This is a genomic window from Streptomyces sp. NPDC045956 (assembly GCF_056430705.1).
The window spans coordinates 502,423-525,550 of sequence record NZ_JBWKKZ010000003.1 but is presented as its reverse complement, the minus strand read 5'-3'; the positions used below and the strand labels follow the sequence as shown (position 1 = coordinate 525,550).

General features: G+C 72.4%; 14 protein-coding genes. 11 read left to right on the top strand and 3 right to left on the bottom strand.

The window, feature by feature from the left end; all coding sequences use genetic code 11:
* Window positions 1–140: 140 nt before the first annotated feature.
* From AC07FV_RS11335 to AC07FV_RS11310, 6 genes are all read left to right on the top strand, one after another.
* Window positions 141–1,112 carry a 2-dehydropantoate 2-reductase gene (locus AC07FV_RS11335; RefSeq protein ID WP_479086406.1) on the top strand — a complete coding sequence of 324 codons (972 nt, stop codon included), beginning with the start codon at window positions 141–143 and terminating at the stop codon, window positions 1,110–1,112.
* Window positions 1,109–3,067 (top strand): molybdopterin oxidoreductase family protein, encoded by a 1,959-nt coding sequence (locus tag AC07FV_RS11330; RefSeq protein ID WP_479086404.1) that lies wholly within the window; start codon window positions 1,109–1,111, stop codon window positions 3,065–3,067. The genes AC07FV_RS11335 and AC07FV_RS11330 overlap by 4 nt, the downstream gene beginning before the upstream one ends.
* Complete coding sequence (locus AC07FV_RS11325) at window positions 3,048–4,961, top strand: NAD(P)H-dependent oxidoreductase subunit E (protein WP_479086402.1); 1,914 nt, start codon at window positions 3,048–3,050, stop codon at window positions 4,959–4,961. The genes AC07FV_RS11330 and AC07FV_RS11325 overlap by 20 nt, the downstream gene beginning before the upstream one ends.
* Window positions 4,958–5,818, top strand: coding sequence for a 2Fe-2S iron-sulfur cluster-binding protein (locus AC07FV_RS11320; protein ID WP_479086400.1), 861 nt, complete (start codon window positions 4,958–4,960; stop codon window positions 5,816–5,818). Before AC07FV_RS11325 ends, AC07FV_RS11320 begins: the two co-directional genes overlap by 4 nt.
* Before the next feature lie 18 nt (window positions 5,819–5,836).
* Window positions 5,837–6,685, top strand: coding sequence for a formate dehydrogenase accessory sulfurtransferase FdhD (gene fdhD / locus AC07FV_RS11315; protein ID WP_479086399.1), 849 nt, complete (start codon window positions 5,837–5,839; stop codon window positions 6,683–6,685).
* Between the two features lie 215 nt (window positions 6,686–6,900).
* Window positions 6,901–8,817 (top strand): exo-alpha-sialidase, encoded by a 1,917-nt coding sequence (locus AC07FV_RS11310; RefSeq protein WP_479086397.1) that lies wholly within the window; start codon window positions 6,901–6,903, stop codon window positions 8,815–8,817.
* A gap of 13 nt (window positions 8,818–8,830) precedes the next feature.
* Here the strand turns inward: AC07FV_RS11310 and AC07FV_RS11305 are convergent, their stop codons facing one another.
* Window positions 8,831–9,856, bottom strand: a complete 1,026-nt coding sequence (locus tag AC07FV_RS11305) for a bile acid:sodium symporter family protein (RefSeq protein ID WP_479086395.1) — start codon at window positions 9,854–9,856, stop codon at window positions 8,831–8,833.
* A 154-nt stretch (window positions 9,857–10,010) separates the two neighbouring features.
* Between AC07FV_RS11305 and AC07FV_RS11300 the strand changes: the two genes are divergently transcribed.
* The 3 genes from AC07FV_RS11300 (at window position 10,011) to AC07FV_RS11290 (ending at window position 13,925) form a co-directional block, all read left to right on the top strand.
* Window positions 10,011–10,892, top strand: a complete 882-nt coding sequence (locus AC07FV_RS11300; protein WP_479086393.1) for a LysR substrate-binding domain-containing protein — start codon at window positions 10,011–10,013, stop codon at window positions 10,890–10,892.
* A 285-nt stretch (window positions 10,893–11,177) separates the two neighbouring features.
* Window positions 11,178–13,004 carry an AMP-dependent synthetase/ligase gene (locus tag AC07FV_RS11295; protein WP_479086391.1) on the top strand — a complete coding sequence of 609 codons (1,827 nt, stop codon included), beginning with the start codon at window positions 11,178–11,180 and terminating at the stop codon, window positions 13,002–13,004.
* 84 nt (window positions 13,005–13,088) lie between these two features.
* The gene (locus tag AC07FV_RS11290) at window positions 13,089–13,925 is read left to right on the top strand and encodes an aldo/keto reductase (protein WP_479086389.1); all 837 of its coding nucleotides are present in this window, start codon (window positions 13,089–13,091) and stop codon (window positions 13,923–13,925) included.
* 83 nt (window positions 13,926–14,008) lie between these two features.
* On the opposite strand, the gene AC07FV_RS11285 is transcribed toward AC07FV_RS11290, so the two are convergent.
* Together AC07FV_RS11285 and AC07FV_RS11280 are read right to left on the bottom strand one after the other, a co-directional pair.
* A complete protein-coding gene (locus tag AC07FV_RS11285) occupies window positions 14,009–14,932 on the bottom strand; it encodes a class I SAM-dependent methyltransferase (protein ID WP_479086387.1) in 924 nt (307 codons plus the stop codon).
* Window positions 14,933–15,080: 148 nt separating this feature from the next.
* Entirely contained in the window at window positions 15,081–16,808 is a 1,728-nt protein-coding gene (locus tag AC07FV_RS11280) for a glycoside hydrolase family 6 protein (protein ID WP_479086385.1), read from the bottom strand.
* 512 nt (window positions 16,809–17,320) lie between these two features.
* Between AC07FV_RS11280 and AC07FV_RS11275 the strand changes: the two genes are divergently transcribed.
* Together AC07FV_RS11275 and AC07FV_RS11270 are read left to right on the top strand one after the other, a co-directional pair.
* Complete coding sequence (locus AC07FV_RS11275) at window positions 17,321–20,242, top strand: glycoside hydrolase family 48 protein (RefSeq protein WP_479086383.1); 2,922 nt, start codon at window positions 17,321–17,323, stop codon at window positions 20,240–20,242.
* 219 nt (window positions 20,243–20,461) lie between these two features.
* The gene (locus AC07FV_RS11270) at window positions 20,462–23,104 is read left to right on the top strand and encodes a cellulose binding domain-containing protein (RefSeq protein WP_479086381.1); all 2,643 of its coding nucleotides are present in this window, start codon (window positions 20,462–20,464) and stop codon (window positions 23,102–23,104) included.
* Window positions 23,105–23,128 lie beyond the last annotated feature (24 nt).

The window sequence follows — 23,128 nt, the reverse complement described above, 5'->3', positions numbered from 1 at the left end:
GGCTGTTGAGAAGACAGTTGAGCAGACAACCACTGTCCTTGCACAAAGCCTTGCCGGGCCATCTTCCATACTGTAGACAATATTTCGTCGACATGGTCGGCAGTTCCGCGGTATCCCTCGACCGAACGGAGCTTCCTCGCATGAAAGTCGCAGTTCTGGGCGCCGGGGCGATCGGCGCCTACGTCGGCGCCGCGCTCCACCGTGCGGGCGCCGACGTGCATCTCATCGCCCGTGGGCCGCATCTGGCGGCCATGCGGCAGCACGGAGTACGGGTGCGCAGCCCGCGCGGGGACTTCACCGCGCGCCCCCGTGCCACGGACGACCCCCGCGAGGTCGGCCCCGTGGACTACGTGTTCCTGGGCCTGAAGGCCCACGCGTACGCGGCGTGCGGGCCGCTGATCGCGCCGCTGCTGCACGACACCACGGCCGTCGTGGCCGCCCAGAACGGCATCCCCTGGTGGTACTTCCACCGGCACGGCGGCCCGTACGACGGACGCCGCCTCGACAGCGTGGACCCGGCCGGCGCGGTCAGTGCGGTGCTCGCGCCCGAACGGGCCGTCGGCTGCGTCGTCTACGCGGCCACCGAACTCGAGAGCCCGGGTGTCGTCCGGCACGTGGAAGGCACCCGGTTCTCCCTCGGCGAACCCGACCGGAGCGTCTCCGCCCGGTGCCTCGCGCTCGGCGAGGCGATGCGGGCGGGCGGCCTCAAGTGCCCGGTCGAGCCGGACCTGCGCAACGACATCTGGCTGAAGCTGCTGGGCAACATCTCCTTCAACCCGATCAGCGCCCTGGCCCGAGCCACCATGCGGCAGATGTGCCGGCACGGCGGCACCCGCCGGGTCATCGAGACCATGATGACCGAGACCCTGACGGTCGCCGAGGCCCTCGGCTGCGAGGTCGGCGTCTCGGTCGAACGCCGCCTCGCGGGCGCCGAGAAGGTCGGCGACCACCGCACCTCCACGCTCCAGGACCTGGAGCGCGGCAAGCCGCTGGAACTCGACGTCCTGCTCGCGGCCGTCGTGGAACTGGCGGAGATCACCGGGGTCCCGGTGCCCACCCTGCGCACCGTGCACGCCCTGTCGGACCTGCTCGCGCTGAGGAGCGCCGCATGAGCCCACGTGACCCGGACCGCGGCGGCCGAAGGCGGCGCGCCCGCGACCCGAAGACCTACACCCGCCTCACCCACCCCCTCGTGCGGGACTCCCGCGACGAGCCGTTCCGCCGGGCGAGCTGGGACGAGGCCCTGGACCGGACCGCCCGGGGCCTGGCGGCCGGACGCGACGCGTTCGGCATGTTCTCCTGCGCCCGGGCGACCAACGAGATGAACTACGTGGCGCAGAAGTTCGCCCGGGTCGTCATGGGCACCCACAACGTCGACTCCTGCAACCGCACCTGCCACGCGCCGAGCGTGGCCGGCCTGTCCGCCGCCTTCGGCTCCGGCGGCGGCACCTCCTCGTACGAGGAGATCGAGCACAGCGACGTGATCGTGATGTGGGGCTCCAACGCCCGCTTCGCGCACCCCATCTTCTTCCAGCACGTCCTCAAGGGCATCCGGGCCGGTGCCCGCATGTACGCCGTCGACCCCCGCCGCACCTCCACCGCCGAGTGGGCGGAGAGCTGGCTCGGCCCGAACGTCGGCACCGACATACCGCTGGCGCACGCGGTGGGCCGCGAGATCATCCACGCGGGGCTCGTCAACGAGGCGTTCGTGGCCCGGGCGACCACGGGCTTCGAGGGGTACAGGGCCCTGGTCGAGCCGTGGACCCTCTCCCTCGCGGAGAAGGTGACCGGCGTCCCGGCGGCGGCCGTCCGCGACCTGGCGCACGCCTACGCCCGCGCGGAGCGTGCCCAGCTCTGCTGGACCCTCGGCATCACCGAGCACCACAACGGCACCGACAACGTCCGGGCACTGATCAACCTCTCCCTGCTCACCGGCCACGTCGGCCGCTACGGCTCCGGACTGCAACCCCTGCGCGGCCAGAACAACGTGCAGGGCGGCGGCGACATGGGCGCGATCCCCAACCGGCTGCCCGGCTTCCAGGACGTGCTCGACCCGGCGGTGCGGGCGAAGTTCGAGTCGGCCTGGGACACGGTCATCCAGCCGCGGCACGGCCTCACCCTGACGGAGATGTTCGAGGCCATGGACGACGGCACCCTGCGGGCCGTCTACTGCATCGGCGAGAACCCCGCCCAGTCCGAGGCGGACAGCGCACAGGCCGTACGCCGGCTGCGGGCCCTGGACTTCCTCGTCGTACAGGACATCTTCCTGACGAAGACCGCCGAACTGGCCGACGTCGTCCTCCCGGCGACCGCCGGCTGGGCGGAGACCGAGGGCACCACCACCAACAGCGAGCGGCGCGTCCAACGCGTCCGCAGGGCCGTGTCGCCGCCCGGCGAGGCCCGGGAGGACATCGGCATCCTCTGCGACCTCGCGACCCGCCTCGGCCACGACTGGAAGTACGCCGACGCCGAGGCCGTCTGGGACGAACTGCGCTCCCTGTCGCCGGACCACCACGGCATGACGTACGCGCGCCTGGAGGAGCACCAGGGCATCCAGTGGCCGTGCCCGAGCGGCGAGCGGCTGGAGCCCACCTACCTGCACGGCCGGCTGTGGGCCGAGGACCCGGCACGGCGTGGTCCGCGCGCGCCCTTCGGACTGGTCCGGCACGACCCCCCGGTGGACCTCACCGACGAGGAGTACCCGATCCGGCTGACCACGGGCCGACGGCTCGACTCCTACAACACGGGTGTGCAGAGCGGCGGTTACCCGTCCCCGCTGCGACGCGGCGAGTGGCTCGAACTGTGCCCCGAGGACGCCGAGCACTACGGGGTCGCGGTCGGCGAGGAGGTGCGGGTGTCCTCCCGCCGCGGGTCGCTGGTCGCGCCCGTCCGGGTCGACACCGCCCTGCGCCCCGGGCTCGCGTTCATGAGCTTCCACTTCCCCGACGAGGTCGACACCAACCAGCTGACCATCGAGGCCAACTGCCCGATCGCCGGGACGGCGGAGTTCAAGGCCTCGGCGATCCGGATCGAGAAGGTGAGCACCGGTGGACCTGCGCTTCGGTGACAGCAGACCCACGGACGAGGAGCGCGAGGCCGTCGACGCCCTGCTCGGCCCGCCCGGGTCCTCCTGGGAGGGCGCCGCCCGCGACGGGGCGGCCGCCGACCTCAGGTGGGCGCGCGGCGGACGCGCGGCCCGGGACCGCCGCGACCTGCTGCTGCCGGCCCTGCACGCGGTCAACGACCGGGTCGGCTGGATCAGCGAGGGCGCCCTGCACTACGTGTGCCGACGCCTGACGGTCCCCCCGGCGGAGGCGTACGGCGTCGCCACCTTCTACGCCATGTTCTCCGTCCGCCCCCGCCCCGCCACCGTCCTCCACCTCTGCACCGACCTGGCGTGCACGGCGGCAGGGGCGGCCGGGTTGTGCGCGGCGGTCGAGGCGCGGCTGGGCCCGGAGAGCGGCGTCCGGGTCGAACACTCCCCGTGCCTGGGCCTGTGCGAACGAGCACCCGCGGCCCTGGTCGTGCGCGCGGGCGAGACGGCCCGCCCGGAGTCGGGCGAGGAGGCCGTCCAGCACGCGGGAGAGACCGGGGGCGGACAGGGGCGGCGGGGACGTACCAGGCGCCACGCCACCGCGGTCGCCGCCCCCGCGACCCCCGAGGCCGCCGTCGGCGCGGCCACCGCCCCCGAGACCGCGCCCCCCGAACCCGCCGCCTCCCTCGCCGTCCCCCAGGCCGGCGACCCCGCGCTCGTCCTCCTCCGGCGCGTCGGCACCACCGACCCCGCCTCCCTCGACGACTACCGTGCCCGCGGCGGCTACACGGCCCTGCGCCGTGCCTTCGAACTGGGCCCGGCCGGCGTGATCCGCGAGGTCACCGACTCCGGTCTGCTCGGCCGCGGCGGCGCCGCGTTCCCCACCGGCCGCAAGTGGCAGGCGACGGCCGCCCAGCCCGACCACCCCCACCACCTGGTCTGCAACGCCGACGAGTCCGAGCCGGGCACCTTCAAGGACCGCGTGCTCATGGAGGGCGACCCGTACGCGCTGGTCGAGGCGATGACGATCGCGGCCTACGCGACCGGCGCGCACCAGGGCCACCTCTACCTGCGCGGCGAGTACCCGCGCGCCCTGGCCCGCCTCACCCACGCCGTCACGCAGGCCCGCGCCCGCGGTCTGCTCGGCGACGACGTCCTCGGCCGGGGCTACGCCTTCGACATCGAGATCCGGCGCGGTGCGGGCGCCTACATCTGCGGTGAGGAGACGGCCCTGTTCAACTCCATCGAGGGCTACCGGGGCGAGCCGCGCTCCAAGCCCCCGTTCCCGGTGGAGAAGGGCCTGTTCGGCAAGCCCACGGTGGCGAACAACGTCGAGACACTGGTGAACGTGCTGCCGATCCTCACCCTGGGCGCCCGGGCGTACGCGGCGATCGGCACCCCGGACTCCACCGGCCCCAAGCTGTTCTGCGTGTCGGGCAGCGTGGACCGCCCCGGCGTCTACGAGCTGCCGTTCGGGGCGACCCTCGGCGAACTGCTCGCGCTCGCCGGTGTCCGGGACGGCCTCAGGTCGGTCCTGCTCGGCGGTGCCGCGGGCGGCTTCGTGCGCCCCGACGAACTCGGCCTCCCGCTCACCTTCGAGGACACCCGCCAGGCGGGCACGACCCTGGGCTCCGGGGTGGTGATGGCCTTCGACGACACGGTGCCGCTCCCCCGCGTCCTCCTGCGCATCGCGGAGTTCTTCCGCGACGAGTCGTGCGGGCAGTGCGTGCCCTGCCGGGTCGGGACCGTGCGCCAGGAGGAGGCGCTGCGCCGCATCGCGGAGCGCACGGGCGCCGCCGCGGCCCCGGACGTCGCGCTGCTGCGGGAGGTCGGCCGGGCGATGCGGGACGCCTCGATCTGCGGCCTGGGGCAGACCGCGTGGAACGCCGTGGAATCCGCCATCGACCGTCTGGGGGCGTACGAATGACCGCGATACCGCTCGGAGTGCCGCGCCGCCCGGTGGAGTTCAGCCTGGACGGGCAGGAGGCCAGGGTCCCGGAGGGGGCGACGATCCTCGACGCATGCCGGGCCGCCGGGAAGGACGTCCCGACCCTGTGCGAGGGCGACACGCTCACCCCGAAGAACGCCTGCCGGGTCTGCGTGGTCGAGGTCGAGGGCGCCCGGACCCTCGCCCCCGCCTGCTCGCGCCGCGCGGAGCCCGGCATGGTGGTGCGCACGGACACCGAGCGGGCCCGCCACAGCCGCAGGATCGTCCTCGAACTCCTCGCCTCCTCGGTCGACCTGTCCACCACTCCCCGGGCGGCCGGCTGGATCGAGGAGTACGGGGCCGAGCCGGACCGCTTCGGCCCGGACGCGGCCCGCGTCGACGAGGAACCCAGGATCGACAACGACCTGTACGTCCGCGACTACGGCAAGTGCATCCTCTGCTACAAGTGCGTGGACGCCTGCGGGGAGCAGTGGCAGAACAGTTTCGCGATCTCCGTCTCCGGCCGGGGCTTCGACGCCCGGATCTCGGTCGAGCACGACGCGCCGCTGACCGACTCGGCGTGCGTCTACTGCGGCAACTGCGTCGAGGTGTGCCCGACGGGCGCCCTGTCGTTCAAGTCGGAGTTCGACATGCGGGAAGCGGGCACCTGGGACGAGACACGACAGACGGAGACGACGACGGTGTGTGCGTACTGCGGAGTGGGCTGCAACCTCACCCTGCACGTGCAGGACAATGAGATCGTGAAGGTCACCTCGCCGCACGACAACCCGGTGACCCACGGCAACCTGTGCATCAAGGGCCGCTTCGGCTACCAGCACGTACAGAACCGGGACTGACCGGCAAGGGGCACGGACATGGGACGAGTCACGGAACGACGCAAGGTGATCCGGATCCGGGACGGGGCGGTCTCCGCCCGCCCGGACACGCTCGTCGCCGAGGAGCCACTGGAGATCCGGCTGAACGGCAAGCCGCTGGCGATCACCATGCGCACCCCGGGCGACGACTTCGCGCTGGCCGCCGGGTTCCTGGTCAGCGAGGGCGTGCTCGCCGAGCAGGGGGACCTCCAGAACATCGTCTACTGCGCGGGCGCCACGGCCGACGGGGTCAACACGTACAACGTGGTCGACGTGCGGACCACCGCCGGCATGCACATCCCCGACATCACCCTGGAGCGGAACGTCTACACGACCTCGTCGTGCGGACTGTGCGGCAAGGCGAGCCTGGACGCGGTGCGTACGACGGCCCGCTGGCCGATCGCCGACACTCCCCCGGTCCGCGTCACGCCGGAACTGCTCGCCGGCCTGCCCGACCGGCTGCGCGCCGCCCAACGGGTCTTCGACCGGACCGGCGGACTGCACGCGGCGGCGCTGTTCACCGAGGACGGGGAGCTGGTGGACGTACGGGAGGACGTGGGCCGGCACAACGCCGTCGACAAACTGGTCGGCCGTGCTCTTCAGAACGGCGAGCTGCCCCTGTCCCGGTCCGTCCTGCTGGTGTCGGGCAGGGCCTCCTTCGAACTGGCGCAGAAGGCCGTGATGGCGGGCATCCCGGTGCTGGCCGCCGTGTCGGCACCGTCCTCGCTGGCGGTGGACCTGGCCGCCGAGACGGGGCTGACCCTGGTGGGCTTCCTGCGGGGCACCTCCATGAACGTGTACGCGGGTGAGGACCGCGTCGCCCTGCGGGCCGCGGCCGCGCAGGGCTGACCCCCTCCCCCGCGGCACGGCGGCGGGGCCCCGACCGGCGGGGAGCGCCCCCTGCGCCGCTGGGGCCCCGTCTCGACCGGGTCGCCCGCGCCCGGGGGCGTGCCGTCGCACGACACGCGCGTGATCACCTTGGGCGGAGGCTGCCCGGTACGTCCTGTTCTACTGATGCCCTGACGACCGGCTCCCGACCAGCCGCCCGAAGGGCAGACCGATCCATGCCGTCCTCTCCCCGCGCGCGTCCGCGTTCCCCCCTGCTCGCCCTCGCCTCCCTGTGCGCCCTGGCCGCCGCCCCGCTCCCCGCCCACGCCGAACACGGGGGCGGTGCGTCCGGGTTCGAGCAGCAGGTCCTCTTCGAGGCGGGCCGGGACCCGGGCGGCTACGCCTGCTTCCGCATCCCGGCGATCGTGCGCACGACGGACGACACCCTGCTGGCCTTCGCCGAGGGCCGGGTCCTGAACTGCGGGGACGCCGGCGACATCGACATCGTCGTCAAGCGCTCCACCGACGGCGGACGCACCTGGGGCCCGCTCCAGGTCGTCAACGACGGCGGCGGCGACACCCACGGCAACCCGGCCCCCGTCGTGGACCGCGCCACCGGCCGCGTCCTGCTGGTCGAGACGTACAACGCGGGCCGCACGGATGCCGCCGGCTGCGCGGTGCCCTGCGCCCGCACGCCCCACCTCCAGTACAGCGACGACGACGGCCGCACCTGGTCCGCGCCCCGCGACCTGAGCGCCGGCATCCTGCCGCCCGACTGGAACTCCTGGTACGCGACCGGCCCCGTGCACGGCGTCCAGCTCACCGGCGGCGCCCACCCGGGGCGGCTCGTCGTCGGCGTCAACGCCGAGACCTGGGACGGGGAGCGAAGCGAGATGGGGGTCCCCCCGGCCGGAGGCCGGGGGAGGGTCACCGCCCACCACGCGGCGCTGGTGGTCAGCGACGACGGCGGCGAGCACTGGAGGGTGGGGGCCACCGACACCTGGCCCGTCGCCGCCGACGGCACCTTCCGGCAGAAGCCGTCCGAGGTGGCCCTCGCCGAACGCGCCGACGGCTCGCTGCTGGTCAGCGGCCGCGAGGAGAACGGCACCGACCTCGGCCACCGCACCCAGGCCGTCAGCCGCGACGGCGGCGACAGCTTCGCCGCGCCCTTCCGGACCCTCCCCGGCCTGTACACGCCGCAGGTGCAGGGCTCGGTGCTCCGCCTGGGCGACCGGCTGCTGCTGTCCGCCCCCGCCGACCCCGACCGCCGCCGGACGATGACGGTCCGCTCCTCCTACGACGGCGGTGCGACCTGGGAGGGCGTGGACCACGGCACGGTCGTCACCCGGGACTGGTCCGGCTACTCCGACATGGCGGCCGTCGACGACGCCACGGTGGGGCTGCTGTACGAGGCGGGAGCCGTCGACGCGCGCGACGAGATCCGCTTCGCCCGCTTCACCGAGGACTGGCTCCGGCCGCGCCGGGACGCCGGCCCGACCACTCCCGACCTCGCCCCGGGCGCCGCCGCGGCGGCCGTCGCCGGCGGCGCGCGGGTGACGGAGGGGGCGGTGGGCGGTGCGCTCGCCTTCGACGGCGCCGACGACGCCGTACGGCTGCCGTTCGACGAGCGGCTTCCGCTCGGGGAGGGGGACTTCACCGCGTCGCTCCGATTCCGGTACACGGCGGCCGACGGGGAGCAGCCGCTGCTGTGGATGGGCGGGGTCGGCACCACGCAGCCCCAGGTGTGGCTGCGGGCGGAGCCGGGCGAGGACCGCGTCCAGGGCCTGATCACCGCCCGTGCGGGCGGAGCCGCCCCGCGCTCGGCGTGGGTCCGCACCGACCGCGCGTACGACGACGGCGCCTGGCACCACCTGGCGCTGCGCCGCGGCGGCGGGCGGCTGACGCTCTTCGTCGACGGCACGGCGGTCGGCGCCGCCGCGGACGTGCCGGGCTCGGTCAGCCGGAACTCGCCGTTCGGCGTGCACGTCGGGGAGCGCGTGGACGGCCGGGCGCGTTTCACCGGCGCGATCGACGAGGTGCGCGTGTGGGACCGGGCCCTGAGCGACGAGGAGATCGCGGCCGGCGGTCCGCCGCCGGCCCTCGGGAACACGGTGCTGCACCTGCCCCTGGACCGGGTGGACGCGACCGGCTGAGGGGCGCGGCGACTCAGCGGCTGCCGCTGCCGGCCGTGGTGCGCGCCGGGGTCGCGTCGTCGGGGGTGAGCGCCTCCGGGTCGCGGGACCGCCGTTTGGCGATGACCGCGCACACCATCAGCTGCATCTGGTGGAAGAGCATCAGTGGCAGCACGGCCAGGGAGGCCTCGGCACCGAACAGGACGCTCGCCATGGGCAGGCCGGCGGCGAGCGACTTCTTGGACCCGGCGAACTGGACGGCGATCCGGTCCGCCCGGCCGAAGCCCAGCGCCTTCGCCCCGTACCAGGTCAGCAGCAGCATCACGGCGAGCAGCACGGCCTCCACGACCAGCAGCGCGGCCAGCCGGGCCGGGCTGACCCGGTGCCAGATGCCCTGGACCATGCCCGCGCTGAACGCGGTGTAGACGACCAGCAGGATGGAGCCGCGGTCGACGAGCCCGAGCACCTTCCTGTGCCGGGCCACGAAGCCCCCGACCCAGCGGCGCAGCAGCTGCCCGGCCACGAACGGCACGAGCAGGTGCAGCACGATCTTCACCACCGAGTCGGCGGAGAACCCGCCCCCGCCGCCCAGCAGGGCGGCGGCCAGCAGCGGGGTGACGACGATGCCGACCAACGAGGAGAAGGACCCGGCGCAGATCGCCGCCGGCACGTTGCCGCGGGCGAGGGAGGTGAAGGCGATCGACGACTGGATGGTCGACGGGACCAGGGTGAGGAAGAGCAGGCCCTGGTGGAGGGGGTCGGTCAGGAGCACCGGGACCAGACCGCGGGAGGCGAGCCCGAGCAGCGGGAAGACGACGAAGGTGCAGGCCAGCACGGTGACGTGGAGGCGCCAGTGCCGCACACCGTCCATCGCCTCACGGGTGGAGAGCCGGGCACCGTAGAGGAAGAAGAGGAACGCGATCGCCGCGGTGGAGGCGCCGGAGGCCACGTCCGCGCCCGTGCCCCGGGCCGGCAGCAGCGCCGCGAGGCCCACCGTGCCGAGCAGCAGCAGGACGTACGGGTCGATCGGCGGCCGACGCGGCCGTCGCAGGCGTTTCACGGTGCTCCACTTGCTCGTTCGCCGATGCCCGCGGGCGGGACAGGGAGGGCGGGACGGGGTCACGGGTCCCCGCTCCATCCTGCTCCCCCGCCCAGCGATCGGGAATCCGGTACACCGCTCTGACTGTCATCACGATCGCCGATAGGCTGGCCACATGTACGACCCCTCTCACCTGCGGACCTTCCTGACGGTGTCCCAGACGCTGAGCTTCACGCAGGCCGCCCGGCGGCTCGGGCTGCGCCAGTCGACCGTGAGCCAGCACGTGCGGCGGCTGGAGGAGGCCACCGGCCGGCAGCTGTTCAGCCGCGACACCCATTCGGTGGAGCTGACGGAGGACGGGGAGGCCATGCTGGGCTTCGCGCGCCGCATCCTGGAGGTGCACGAGCAGGCGACCGCCTTCTTCGCCGGCACCCGGTTGCGCGGTCGGCTGCGGTTCGGGGCGTCGGAGGACTTCGTGCTGACCCGCCTGCCCGAGATCCTGGAGGGCTTCCGGCACGAGCACCCCGACGTCGACCTGGAGCTGACGGTGGAGCTGTCGGGGACGCTGCACGAGCAGCTGGCCGCCGGGAAGCTCGACCTGGTGCTGGCCAAGCGGCGGCCCGAGGACCCCCGGGGCGAGCCGGTCCGGCGCGACCGGCTGGTGTGGATCGGTGCGGAGCGGCTGCGTCTCGACCCGGACCGTCCCGTCCCACTCATCGTCTACCCGCCGCCGGGCATCACCCGGGCGCTCGCCCTGGAGGCCCTGCACCGGCAGGGCCGAGCCTGGCGCATCGCGTGCACCAGCGGCAGCCTCAACGGCCTGATCGCCGCCGCCCGCGCGGGCCTCGGCGTGATGGCGCACTCACAGGGTCTCGTCCCGCCCGGCCTGGTGCGGGTGCCGGACCGGGCCGGGCTGCCCGAGCTGGGCCGGGTCGACTTCGTGCTCGTGCACGGCCGGCGCCACCCCTCGGCGCAGGGCGCGGCGGACGCCCTCGCGGCGGCGATCCTGACGGGCGGGGACCGGCTGCAACGGCCTCGGCGCGCGGGGCTCGCCTAGGCGGACCGCCCGCCGCGGCGCGGGAACGGCGATGCCCGACCGTACCGGCGCCGGAAGCTCCGTACCGGCGGTAAGCGGGGCGTACAGATTCGGTGGAGATTACGCCACCGAACCTTACTCATCCGTCAGTAAAGTGTCCGACCCTTCCCCATGTGCGTGCTTTTCACCTCGCTGACCAGCACGAACATGAGCGCTGTTCGTTTCTGGCGCCCCTCCCGCCCCCGTCCCGGGTGGGGTAGCTTTCACCGCGCTGTGCGGGGGCTCATCAGAAGCGGGGAGCGGGGTTTGCGCGAGTTCACCAGTCCTCCGTCGACGTCGGCACCACCCGTGGGCGGTCTGGCCGACGCCGTCTTCCGCCATGCGCAGGACGATCCGCACCACATCGCGCTGGGCCGCAAGGACGAGGCCGGGCAGTGGCGGGACGTGACCGCCGGCGCGTTCCGCGACGAGGTGCTGGCCCTCGCCAAGGGGCTGCTCGCCCAGGGCATCCGCTTCGGCGACCGGGTCGCCATCATGTCCCGCACCCGCTACGAGTGGACCCTCTTCGACTTCGCCCTGTGGACGATCGGCGCCCAGGTGGTGCCGGTCTACCCGACCTCCTCGGCCGAGCAGTGCCTGTGGATGCTGCATGACGCCGAGGTGACGGCCGCGGTCGTGGAGCACGAGGATCACGCGATGACGATCGCCACCGTCATCGACCGGCTGCCGCACCTGCGCGGCCTGTGGCAGCTGGACTCCGGCGCCGTCCAGGAGCTGTACGACGCGGGGGCCCACCTCGACGACGAGGTGGTGCACCGGCACCGCAAGGCGGTCACGCCCGACACGGTCGCCACCGTCATCTACACCTCGGGCACCACCGGCCGCCCCAAGGGCTGCGTCCTCACGCACGGCAACTTCATGTGGGAGGCGGACACGGTCATCGAGCGCTGGGAGCCGGTGTTCCACTCGAAGAAGGGCGACGAGGCGGCGACCCTGCTGTTCCTGCCCCTGGCCCACGTCTTCGGCCGGATGGTGGAGGTCGCGGCGATCCGCGGCCGGGTCCGCTTCGGCCACCAGCCGCAGCTGAACGCCGCCGTCCTCCTGCCCGACCTGGCCGCCTTCAGGCCGACCTTCATCCTGGCCGTGCCGTACATCTTCGAGAAGGTGTTCAACGCGGCGCGGCGCAAGGCGGAGAAGGAGGGGAGGGCGGGCGCCTTCGAGAAGGCCGTCGAGGTGGCCGTGAAGTACGCGGAGGCCGTCGAGGCGAGGGCCTGGGGCGTCGGTCCCGGCCCGTCGGCGGGCCTGCGCATGCAGCACCAGCTCTTCGACAAGCTCGTCTACGCCAAGGTGCGGGCCGCGATGGGCGGGCGCATCCGCAACGCCATGTCGGGGGGCTCGGCGATGGACCGGCGGCTCGGCCTGTTCTTCGCGGGCGCCGGCGTGCAGATCTACGAGGGCTACGGCCTGACCGAGTCCACGGCGGCGGCCACCGCCAACCCGCCCGAGCGCACCCGCTACGGCACGGTGGGCCGGCCCGTCCCGGGGGTCACCGTGCACCTCGCGGACGACGGCGAGATCTGGCTGAACGGCGACAACGTCTTCCAGGGCTACCTCAACAACCCCAAGGCCACCGACGAGACCCTGCACGACGGCTGGCTCGCCACCGGCGACCTGGGCGCGCTGGACGAGGACGGCTACCTCACCATCACCGGCCGCAAGAAGGAGATCCTGGTGACCTCCGGCGGCAAGAGCGTCTCCCCCGGGCTGCTGGAGGAGCGCGTGCGGGATCATCCGCTGGTCAACCAGTGCATCGTCGTCGGCAACGACCGCCCCTACGTCGCCGCCCTCATCACCCTGGACACCGAGGCGGTCGACCACTGGCTGGCGATGCGCAACAAGCCGCGGATGGCGGCGGCCGAGCTGGTGCACGACGCCGACCTGGAGACGGAGGTGCGGCGCGCGGTCGTGGCCGCCAACACGCTGGTGTCGCAGGCCGAGTCCATCCGCACCTTCCGCATCCTGGCCCAGCCGTTCACCGAGGAGCACGGCCTGCTGACGCCCTCGCTGAAGCTGAAGCGCAAGGCCATCGAGAAGGCCTACGAGGTGGAGGTCGAGGCGCTGTACACGGCTTGAGTTCGCCGGTCAGGAATGCATCACGGCCCGTGATCGTTGACGATATGAAGTACCACCTGACCACAACCGAAGGATCAAGAGCTCGTGAGCAGCAAGGTCCCCCCGATCACCCTGAACAACGGCGTCGAGATGCCCCAGCTGGGCTTCGGCGTCTGGCAGGTGCCGGACGACGAGGCCGAGACGGCCGTCGCCCAGGCGCTGGAGGCCGGGTACCGCAGCATCGACACAGCGGCGATCTACGGCAACGAAGAGGGCACCGGCAAGGCCATCGCCGCCTCCGGCGTGGCCCGCGAGGACCTCTTCGTCACCACCAAGCTCTGGAACACCGACCAGGGGTACGACTCCACCCTCCGCGCCTTCGACACCTCGCTGGAGAAGCTCGGCCTGGAGTACGTGGACCTGTACCTGATCCACTGGCCCATGCCCGCCAAGGGGCGGTACGTCGACACCTACAAGGCGTTCGAGAAGCTGCATGCCGACGGCCGGGTCCGGGCCATCGGCGTCTCGAACTTCCTGCCGGAGCACCTGGAGCGGCTGATCGGCGAGACGTCGGTCGTCCCCGCCGTCAACCAGATCGAGCTGCACCCCCACCTCCAGCAGCAGGCCCTGCGCGCGTTCCACGCGGAGCACGGCATCGCCACGGAGGCCTGGTCGCCGCTCGGCTCCGGCAAGGGCATCCTCGAGATCCCGGCGATCGTCGCGATCGCCCAGAAGCACGGCCGCACCCCGGCCCAGGTCGTGCTGCGCTGGCACCTCCAGACCGGCAACGTGGTGATCCCGAAGTCCGTGACGCCGTCGCGGATCGCGGAGAACATCGACGTGTTCGGCTTCTCCCTGGACGACGAGGACCTCGCGGCCATCAGCGCGCTGAACGAGGACCGGCGGCTGGGCCCCGACCCCGCGGAGTTCAACGCGGAATGACCCGCCCGCGCGGAAGGGGCCCGGCCGTCACCGGCCGGGCCCCTTCCCGTCAGGCCGGGCTGCGCGTCAGGCCGGGCTCCGCGTCAGGCCGGGCGCACCGCCGTGTGGACGGTGTGCGCCACTAGGACGAACACGTCCGTCCTGCGGTGCACGCCGGCCTCGTCCGCGGGGTCGAGCAGCCGGTCGAGCGTGGCCCGGTCGGTGGCGTCGAGGCCGTCCGCGATCCGGTCCCGCAGCCGGGTCAGGGTGGTGACGACGTACGCCCGGGCCTGGTCGGTGAGGGGTGCGGGCAGGTCCAGCAGGAAGCTGCGGGTGCCGTTGTGCTCGAGGCCCGCCGCGGTGAGCAGGGCGGCCCAGTCCTCGGTCTCGGCCACACTGCCGGGCAGGTCGGCGCGCATCTCGGCGAAGAAGTCCTCCTCGACCGCGTGCATCCGGGCCTGGAGCCCGGGGCGCCCGATACCGAGGTCGCGGGGCAGGAAGCGGGCCGGGAGCCCGCCCTCCAGCAGTGCCAGCGTGCCGCCGGGCGCCAGGTGCCCGGCGAGCGCGGCGAGGGCCGCCCGCTGGTCGCCGAGGTGGTGCACGCTCTGGCTCGCCCAGATCAGGTCCGCCGGGTACTCCAGCTCGCCCAGGGCGCCGGGCAGGTCGCCGGCGAGGGTACCGAAACGGTCGGCGACGCCGAGCCGGGCGGCGCGGTCGCGGGCCCGCTCCAGCAGCGGTACGGCACCGTCGGCGGCGACGACGCGGGCACCGGGGAAGGCGTCGGCGAACAGACAGGCGACGACGCCGGGTCCGCTGCCGACATCGACGACCAGGCCGGGCTCCGTCACCTCCCGCGCCAGCCAGGCCATGGCCTGCCGGTACAGCGGTGTGTACAGCTCCGCCTGGGCCTCCAGGAGCGGGGCCATGGCGGCCCAGTCGATGTCGGTGTGGTCGTGTGCGTGACCGTGTGCGGGTCCGGGGTGGTCGTGTCGGTGCCGGTGAGCGTCGTGGTCGTGGTCGTGCGCCATGGTGGTCGGCCTCCCGTTCGCGTTGCCGCCAGCGTGCGACGGAGCACCACGGGGAGGCAAGTTCCCTTGCCGTAATCGCAAAAGCCGCGCACCCGGGTCCGGCCGGGGAGGACCGGACCCGGGGGGCGTCAGCTACGCCTGAGTCCGCTCAGGACAGGGGCGGGTACGCGTTCTTCATCAGCTCCTGGAACTGCGCGGAGAACCAGTGCCCGGACACCGGGGCGTCGCCCAGTGCGCCCGACATGCTGTTGCCGTTGCGTGCGTTGCCCGTGTACGTGGGGTCGCACATCCGGTCGAAGCCCTTGCCCTCGTCGTTCGGGATCTCCTTGCTCGCGCCGTCGGACTCGCCCGGGGGCTTCATCCAGACGTACGCGTCGATCCCGGCGGCGGGAGCGGCCTTCGGGCGTTCACCGAGGCCGGCTCCGGCCTGGTTGCACCAGTTGCCGAGGTGGATGCGGCGGTCGTAGCGTCCACCGTTGACGTAGGTGTCCACGTTGGTCGTCGCGCCCGGTCCGGTGGGTCGCGCGGTGCCGCCCCAGCCGTTGCGGGAGGTGTCGATCAGCATGCCGAGGTTCTGGTCGAAGCCGAGCGAGACCAGCTTGTCGCGCATGGCCTGGGCGTAGGACAGCTCGTCGGTGTACTGGTTCCAATCGACCCACTTGGACTGGCGCACGGGGGTTCCGTTCACCGAGTCCGTGATCTTGAAGTTCTCCTCCTTCAGAGCGCTGTAGTTGGCGGTGTTGACGATGAAGCCGTGCACATCGCCGACGGTCGCCCCCTCGGTGGTGGCGGCGGACTTGAACATGTCGGCGGAGGGGCCGAAGTTGCTGTCCCACCCGAGCCAGCCGTGGTGGCCGGCGTCGACGTAGTTGTAGACGTTGTCGATGTCGCCGAGCTTGTTCAGGGCGTAGCCGACGCCCTTCTGGTAGTTGCCGTTGGCCTTCATCACGTCGCAGTTCGGCGTGGCGGTCGGCCGCCCGGAGACGTTGGTCACCAGGTTGGGCAGCGAGTCGATCTCGACCGTGGTGACGATCCGCAGGCCCGCGTACTTCGGGTCGGCGAGGATCGCGGCGATCGGGTCGATGTACTGGGTCTTGTACTTGTCGATCTCCGTCGGGCCCAGTTCGCCGTTGGAGGCGAGGGCCGCGCAGTCGCGGCCGGGCAGGTTGTAGATGACGAGCTGGACGGCGAGTTCGCCGGAGCCCTTCTGCGTCAGGGCCTCGTCGAGGTGGTCGCGCAGCCCCATGCCGCCGTTGACGCCGTTGATGGCGGCGATCCGGTCGAGCCACACACCGGTGGGCTGGTTCGCGATGCGGGAGCCGCCGGGCTCGGCGGCGGCCTTCTCGGACCACTCGGGGTTGACGTAGACCTTGGCCCCCGCGTACGGGTTGTTCACCCGGTCGGACGGGCCGCCCGGGTCCGGCGGGTCGGTCGGGTCCGGGTCGGTGGAGCCGCCGTCGTCGACGTTGCAGGTCACGCCGTTGAGCTTGAAGGTGGCCGGTACGGCGTTGCTGCCGCTGTAGGTGCCCTGGAAGCCGAAGCTCGCCGAACCCCCGGTGGAGAGCGTGCCGTTGTAGGACTCGTTGGCCGCCGTGACTGCGGCGCCGCTCTGGCTGACCTTGGCGTTCCAGCTGTTGGTGACCTTCTGGCTGCCGGCGTAGGTCCATCCGAGCGACCAACTGGACGTGGCCGCACCGTTGTTGGTGACGGTCACGGCAGCGGTGAAGCCGCTGCCCCAGTCGTTCTGCACCTTGTAGTCGACGGTACAGGGGACGGCTGCCGCGCCGGCGCTCGCGGAGTGTGCGGCGAGAGCCGTGCCGGACGCCCCGGCGACCAGCGTCAGGGCAGCGAGCATCGCGGTTCTGCTACGGGTCATGAGTGCGAAATCCTTCTTCCGTGGGGGTGCGGGTGCTGTCGTCCGGGACCGCGCGCCGTCACGGGCGCGGTCCGCTGCCGGACGGCATGGGGGTGCCGCCGGGTTCGGGGAGGATCAGGAACGGTCCGCGGGCACGGTGGAACCGCCCGGGTCCGGTACGGGCCGGCGAGCCGGCCGGTGACGCGTGGGACGGGCCGCGGCTGCGGCTATAAGTCCTGAACGCGGAAGGTGGAGCGGGGGGTGGCGCATGAGCGACTCCTCGCAGTTCAGGCGCGCCGTGACCAACGCGTCGACTGATGGAACCGCTCCCACTGGTTCAGCGAAGGTAGCGCCAAGTGACGGCAAAGAACAGAGGAGTGACCAACTTTCTCCCGCCGTCGACTGTCGAATCTTTTCGACTGTTCACACATCTTGACCGCTTCCAGTGCCCTCTTCACTATGGGAGCGCTCCCACTGGTTCAAGGCTTGTCGCTCCTCCCCCACTCCCCGAGGCGCAAGGAGGAACCAGCACCATGTATCCCGGACAGAGACCCGGACGCCGCACCGCGCGGCGCCTGTGGACGGCCGCGCTGGCGGCCCTCGCGTTACCCCTCACGCTGCTGGGCACCGGTTCGACTCCGGCCCAGGCGGCGGCACTTCAGTGCAGCGTGGACTACCGGACCAACGACTGGGGCTCCGGCTTCACCGCCGAGCTGACGCTCACCAACCGGGGCTCGGACGCCATCGACGGCTGGACCCTGACGTACGCCTACGCGGGCAACCAGAAGCTGACGAACGGCTGGAACGGAAGCTGGTCCCAGTCGGGCCGGACCGTCACCGTGAAGAACGCCCCGTACAACGCCCGGGTCGCGGCCGGTTCCGCCGTCACCGCCGGCGGCCAGTTCACCTACAGCGGCACCAACGCCGCCCCGACGAGCTTCGCCGTCAACGGCACCGCCTGCACCGGCGCGCACCAGCCGCCGATCACCGTGCTGACCAGCCCGGCGCCCGGCGCGGTCTACTCGCAGGGCGAGGCGGTCCCGCTGGCGGCCACGGCGGCCGCCGCCGACGGTGCCACGATCAGCAAGGTGGAGTTCTACGACGACACGCGGCTGCTGGGCACCGACACCAGTTCGCCGTACACGTACTCCGCCTCCGGCTTGACCGTGGGCAGTCATTCTCTGGTGGCGAAGGCCTACGACAGCACGGGGGCCTCCGGGGACTCGACGCCGGTCGGCATCACGGTCGCCTCGGGACCGACCGTGGTGGCCACACCGGCGCAACTGGGCGTCCAGCAGGGGAAGTCGGGGACGTACGAGGTCAAGCTGTCCAAGCAGCCGGCCGCGAACGTCGCCGTGACGACGGCCCGCGCGAGCGGCAACACCGGCCTGACCGTCACCGGCGGGGCGAGTCTCACCTTCACCCCGGCGAACTGGAACACCGCCCAGAAGGTGACCGTGGCGGCCGACGCCTCCGGCACCGGCTCGGCGGTCTTCGAGTCGACGGCACCGGGGCACGGCAAGGCCGCGGTCACCGTCACCCAGCTGGCCGCGGCGAAGGACTACGACGCCCGGTTCCTGGAGCTGTACGGGAAGATCACCGACCCGGCGAACGGCTACTTCTCGCCGGAGGGCATCCCGTACCACTCGGTCGAGACGCTGATCGTCGAGGCGCCCGACCACGGCCACGAGACCACGTCCGAGGCGTACAGCTACCTGCTGTGGCTCCAGGCCATGTACGGCAAGGTGACCGGCGACTGGGAGAGGTTCAACAACGCCTGGGAGATCATGGAGACGTACATGATCCCCACCCATGCCGACCAGCCGACCAACTCGTCCTACAACGCCTCGAAGCCGGCGACGTACGCCCCCGAGCTGGACACGCCCGAGGAGTACCCGGCGAAGCTGGACGGCGCGGTCTCCGTCGGCCCGGACCCCATCGCCGGTGAGCTGCGGTCGACGTACGGCACGGACGACGTCTACGGCATGCACTGGCTCCAGGACGTGGACAACACCTACGGCTACGGCAACTCGCCCGGCAAGTGCGAGGCGGGCCCGTCGGACACCGGACCGTCCTACATCAACACCTTCCAGCGCGGCGCGCAGGAGTCGGTGTGGGAGACGGTGCCGCAGCCGACCTGCGACGCCTTCAAGTACGGCGGCCGGAACGGCTACCTGGACCTGTTCACGGGTGACGCCTCCTACGCCAAGCAGTGGAAGTTCACCAACGCCCCGGACGCCGACGCGCGGGCCGTGCAGGCCGCGTACTGGGCGGACAAGTGGGCCGAGGAGCAGGGCAAGGGCGACGAGATCGCCGGCACCCTCGACAAGGCCGCCAAGATGGGCGACTACCTGCGCTACGCCATGTTCGACAAGTACTTCAAGAAGGTCGGCAACTGCGTGGGGCCGGCGAGCTGCCCGGCGGGCACCGGCAAGGACTCCTCGCACTACCTGCTGTCCTGGTACTACGCCTGGGGCGGCGCGGTGGACACCTCGGCGGGCTGGGCCTGGCGCATCGGCTCCAGCCACACCCACGGCGGTTACCAGAACCCGCTGGCCGCGTACGCGCTGAGCACCTACGACGACCTGAAGCCCAAGTCGGCCACGGGCGCCGCGGACTGGGCCAAGTCGCTCGACCGCCAGGTGGAGTTCTACCGCTGGCTCCAGTCGGACGAGGGGGCCATCGCGGGTGGCGCGACCAACAGCTGGGCAGGCCGCTACGCGACCCCGCCGGCCGGCACGCCCACGTTCTACGGCATGTACTACGACGAGAAGCCGGTGTACCACGACCCGCCGTCCAACCAGTGGTTCGGCTTCCAGGCGTGGTCCATGGAGCGGGTCGCCGAGTACTACCAGCAGAGCGGCGACGCGCGGGCCAAGGAGGTCCTGGACAAGTGGGTCGACTGGGCGCTGTCGGAGACGACGGTCAACCCGGACGGCAGCTTCCTGATGCCCTCGACGCTGAAGTGGTCGGGCAAGCCGGACACCTGGAACGCCTCCTCGCCGGGTGACAACGGCGACCTGCACGTCACGGTCGCGGACTACACCAACGACGTGGGCGTGGCGGCGGCCTACGCCAAGACCCTGACGTACTACGCCGACCGCTCGGGCGACACGGAGGCGGCCGCGACCGCCAAGGCGCTGCTCGACGGCATGTGGGAGAACAACCAGGACGCGCTCGGCATCGCCGTCCCGGAGACCCGCGCCGACTACAACCGCTTCGACGACCCGGTGCACGTCCCCAGCGGCTGGACCGGGACCATGCCGAACGGCGACCGGATCGACGCGTCGTCGACCTTCTCCTCGATCCGCTCCTTCTACCAGGACGACCCGGCCTGGTCGAAGATCGAGAGCTACCTCGCGGGCGGTGCCGCGCCCACCTTCACGTACCACCGGTTCTGGGCCCAGGCGGACATAGCCCTCGCCATGGGTTCGTACGCGGAGCTGCTCGAGTAGTCCCCGCCGGGCGCTCCGCGGGGCGCGGGAGTTCTCGGCTGCGGGCCCGTGCGTGGCCGGCCGCGCAGTCCCCCCGCGCCCCGTCGGTGCGCTTGACAGCTCCGTGTGCCCGGTCCCGTCACCGGACGACGGGACCACACCGCCGGGCGGCCTCGTCCACGCCGAGGCCGCCCGGCCCTCGCATGTGTTCTGCTCCTGACGGAAGGACGGTTCCCCACCGTGCGAAGAACCCGGATCCTGACCCTGCTGCTGGCCCTGGGGGCCGGCCTCCTCACCGGGGGTCCGCCCGCCGCGCTGGCCGCCGACGCGCCGCGGGCGGCCGTCGCCGCCGACACCTACACCTGGAAGAACGCCCGCATCGACGGCGGCGGCTTCGTCCCCGGCATCGTCTTCAGCCGCACCGAGAAGGACCTCGCCTACGCGCGCACCGACATCGGCGGCGCCTACCGCTGGCAGGAGGCGTCGAAGACGTGGACGCCGCTGCTCGACCACGTCGGCTGGGACGACTGGGGGCACACGGGCGTGGTCAGCGTCGCCTCCGACGCCGTCGACCCGGACCGGGTGTACGCGGCGGTGGGCACGTACACCAACGACTGGGACCCGGGCAACGGCGCCGTGCTGCGCTCCGCCGACCGCGGCGCGAGCTGGGAGAAGACCGACCTGCCCTTCAAACTGGGCGGCAACATGCCGGGGCGCGGCATGGGCGAACGGCTGGTCGTCGACCCGCACGACAACGACGTGCTGTACCTGGGCGCGCCCAGCGGCAACGGCCTGTGGCGGTCGACGGACGCGGGGGTGACCTGGGCCGAGGTGACGGCCTTCCCGAACCCCGGCGACTACGCGCAGGACCCGTCCGACGCGAGCGGCTACGCCTCCGACAACCAGGGCATCGTCTGGGTGACCTTCGACGAGTCCACGGGCTCCGCCGGCGCGCCGACGAAGACGGTCTACGTCGGGGTCGCCGACAAGGAGAACGCCGTCTACCGCTCGACGGACGCGGGCGCGACCTGGGAGCGGGTCGCCGGGCAGCCCACCGGGTACCTGGCCCACAAGGGGGTGCTGGACGCGGAGAACGGCTACCTCTACCTGGCGTACAGCGACACGGGCGGCCCGTACGACGGCGGCAAGGGCCGGCTGTACCGGTACGCGACGGCGACCGGCACCTGGACGGACATCAGTCCGGTCGCGGAGGCCGACACCTCCTACGGCTTCAGCGGCCTGACCGTGGACCGGCAGAACCCGGGGACGGTGATGGCGACGGCGTACAGCTCCTGGTGGCCGGACACGCAGATCTTCCGCTCCCGGGACAGCGGCGCGACCTGGACGCAGGCCTGGAACTTCACCTCGTACCCGGACCGGGAGAACCGGTACACGATGGACGTCTCCTCGTCCCCGTGGCTGACCTGGGGCGCCAACCCGACACCGCCCGAGCAGACGCCGAAGCTGGGCTGGATGACGGAGGCGCTGGAGATCGACCCGTTCGACCCGGACCGGATGATGTACGGGACCGGGGCGACGATCTACGGCACGGAGAACCTCACGCAGTGGGACTCGGGCGGCAAGTTCGCCGTCGAACCGATGGTGCGCGGCCTGGAGGAGACGGCGGTCAACGACCTGGTCTCTCCCCCGTCCGGTGCCCCGCTGCTCAGCGCGCTGGGTGACGTCGGGGGCTTCCGGCACACGAGCCTGACCGAGGTGCCGCCGATGATGTTCACCTCCCCGAACTTCACCACCTCCACCAGCCTGGACTTCGCGGAGGCGAAGCCCGACGTCGTCGTGCGGTCCGGCAACCTGGACTCCGGCCCGCACATCGCGTTCTCCACGGACAACGGCGCCACCTGGTTCGGCGGCACCGACCCGTCCGGGGTGAGCGGCGGCGGCACGGTCGCGGCGGGCGCGGACGGCGGGCGCTTCGTGTGGAGCCCGGCGGGTGCCGGAGTGCACCACACGACGGGCTTCGGCACCTCCTGGCAGGCGTCCAGCGGCATCCCGGCGGGCGCGGTCGTCGAGTCCGACCGGGTGGACCCGAAGACCTTCTACGGCTTCAAGTCCGGGAAGTTCTACGTCAGCAAGGACGGCGGTGCGACCTTCACCGCGTCGGCGGCCACCGGCCTGCCCGCCGGTGACAGCGTCCGCTTCAAGGCCCCGCCGGGCCGCGCGGGCGACGTGTGGCTGGCCGGGGGCGCGCCGGACGGACCCTACGGCCTGTGGCACTCCACGGACGGCGGGGCGACCTTCGCCAAGCTGCCGAACGTCGAGGCGGCCGACACCGTCGGCTTCGGCAAGGCGGCACCCGGGGCCTCCTACCAGACCCTCTTCACCAGTGCGAAGATCGGCGGTGTCCGCGGCATCTTCCGCTCCACCGACCAGGGCGCCACCTGGACCCGCGTCAACGACGACGCCCACCAGTGGGGCTGGACCGGCGCCGCCATCACCGGCGACCCGCGGGTGTACGGACGGGTGTACGTGGCGACCAACGGGCGGGGCGTCGTCTACGGCGACACGTCCGGGACCGGTCCCGGGCCGGACCCCGGCCCGGCGGGCGCCTGTGCGGTGACGTACAAGATCACCAATCAGTGGTCCGGCGGTTTCCAGGCGGACGTCCGGCTCACCAACACGGGCACCGGCCCGTGGAACGGCTGGTCCCTGAAGTGGCCCTTCGCGAACGGCCAGCAGGTGACCCAGATGTGGAACGCCGACCCCGCCCGCTCGGGCGCCACGGTGACGGCGCGGAACGTCGACTGGAACCGCAACGTGGCCCCCGGCGCCTCGGTGAGCTTCGGCTTCACGGGGAGCTGGTCGGGGACGAACGCGAAGCCTTCCGGATTCCGGATGGGTGAGCAGGACTGCACTCTGGAGTGACCCCTGGCCCGGGGGTGGGTGCCG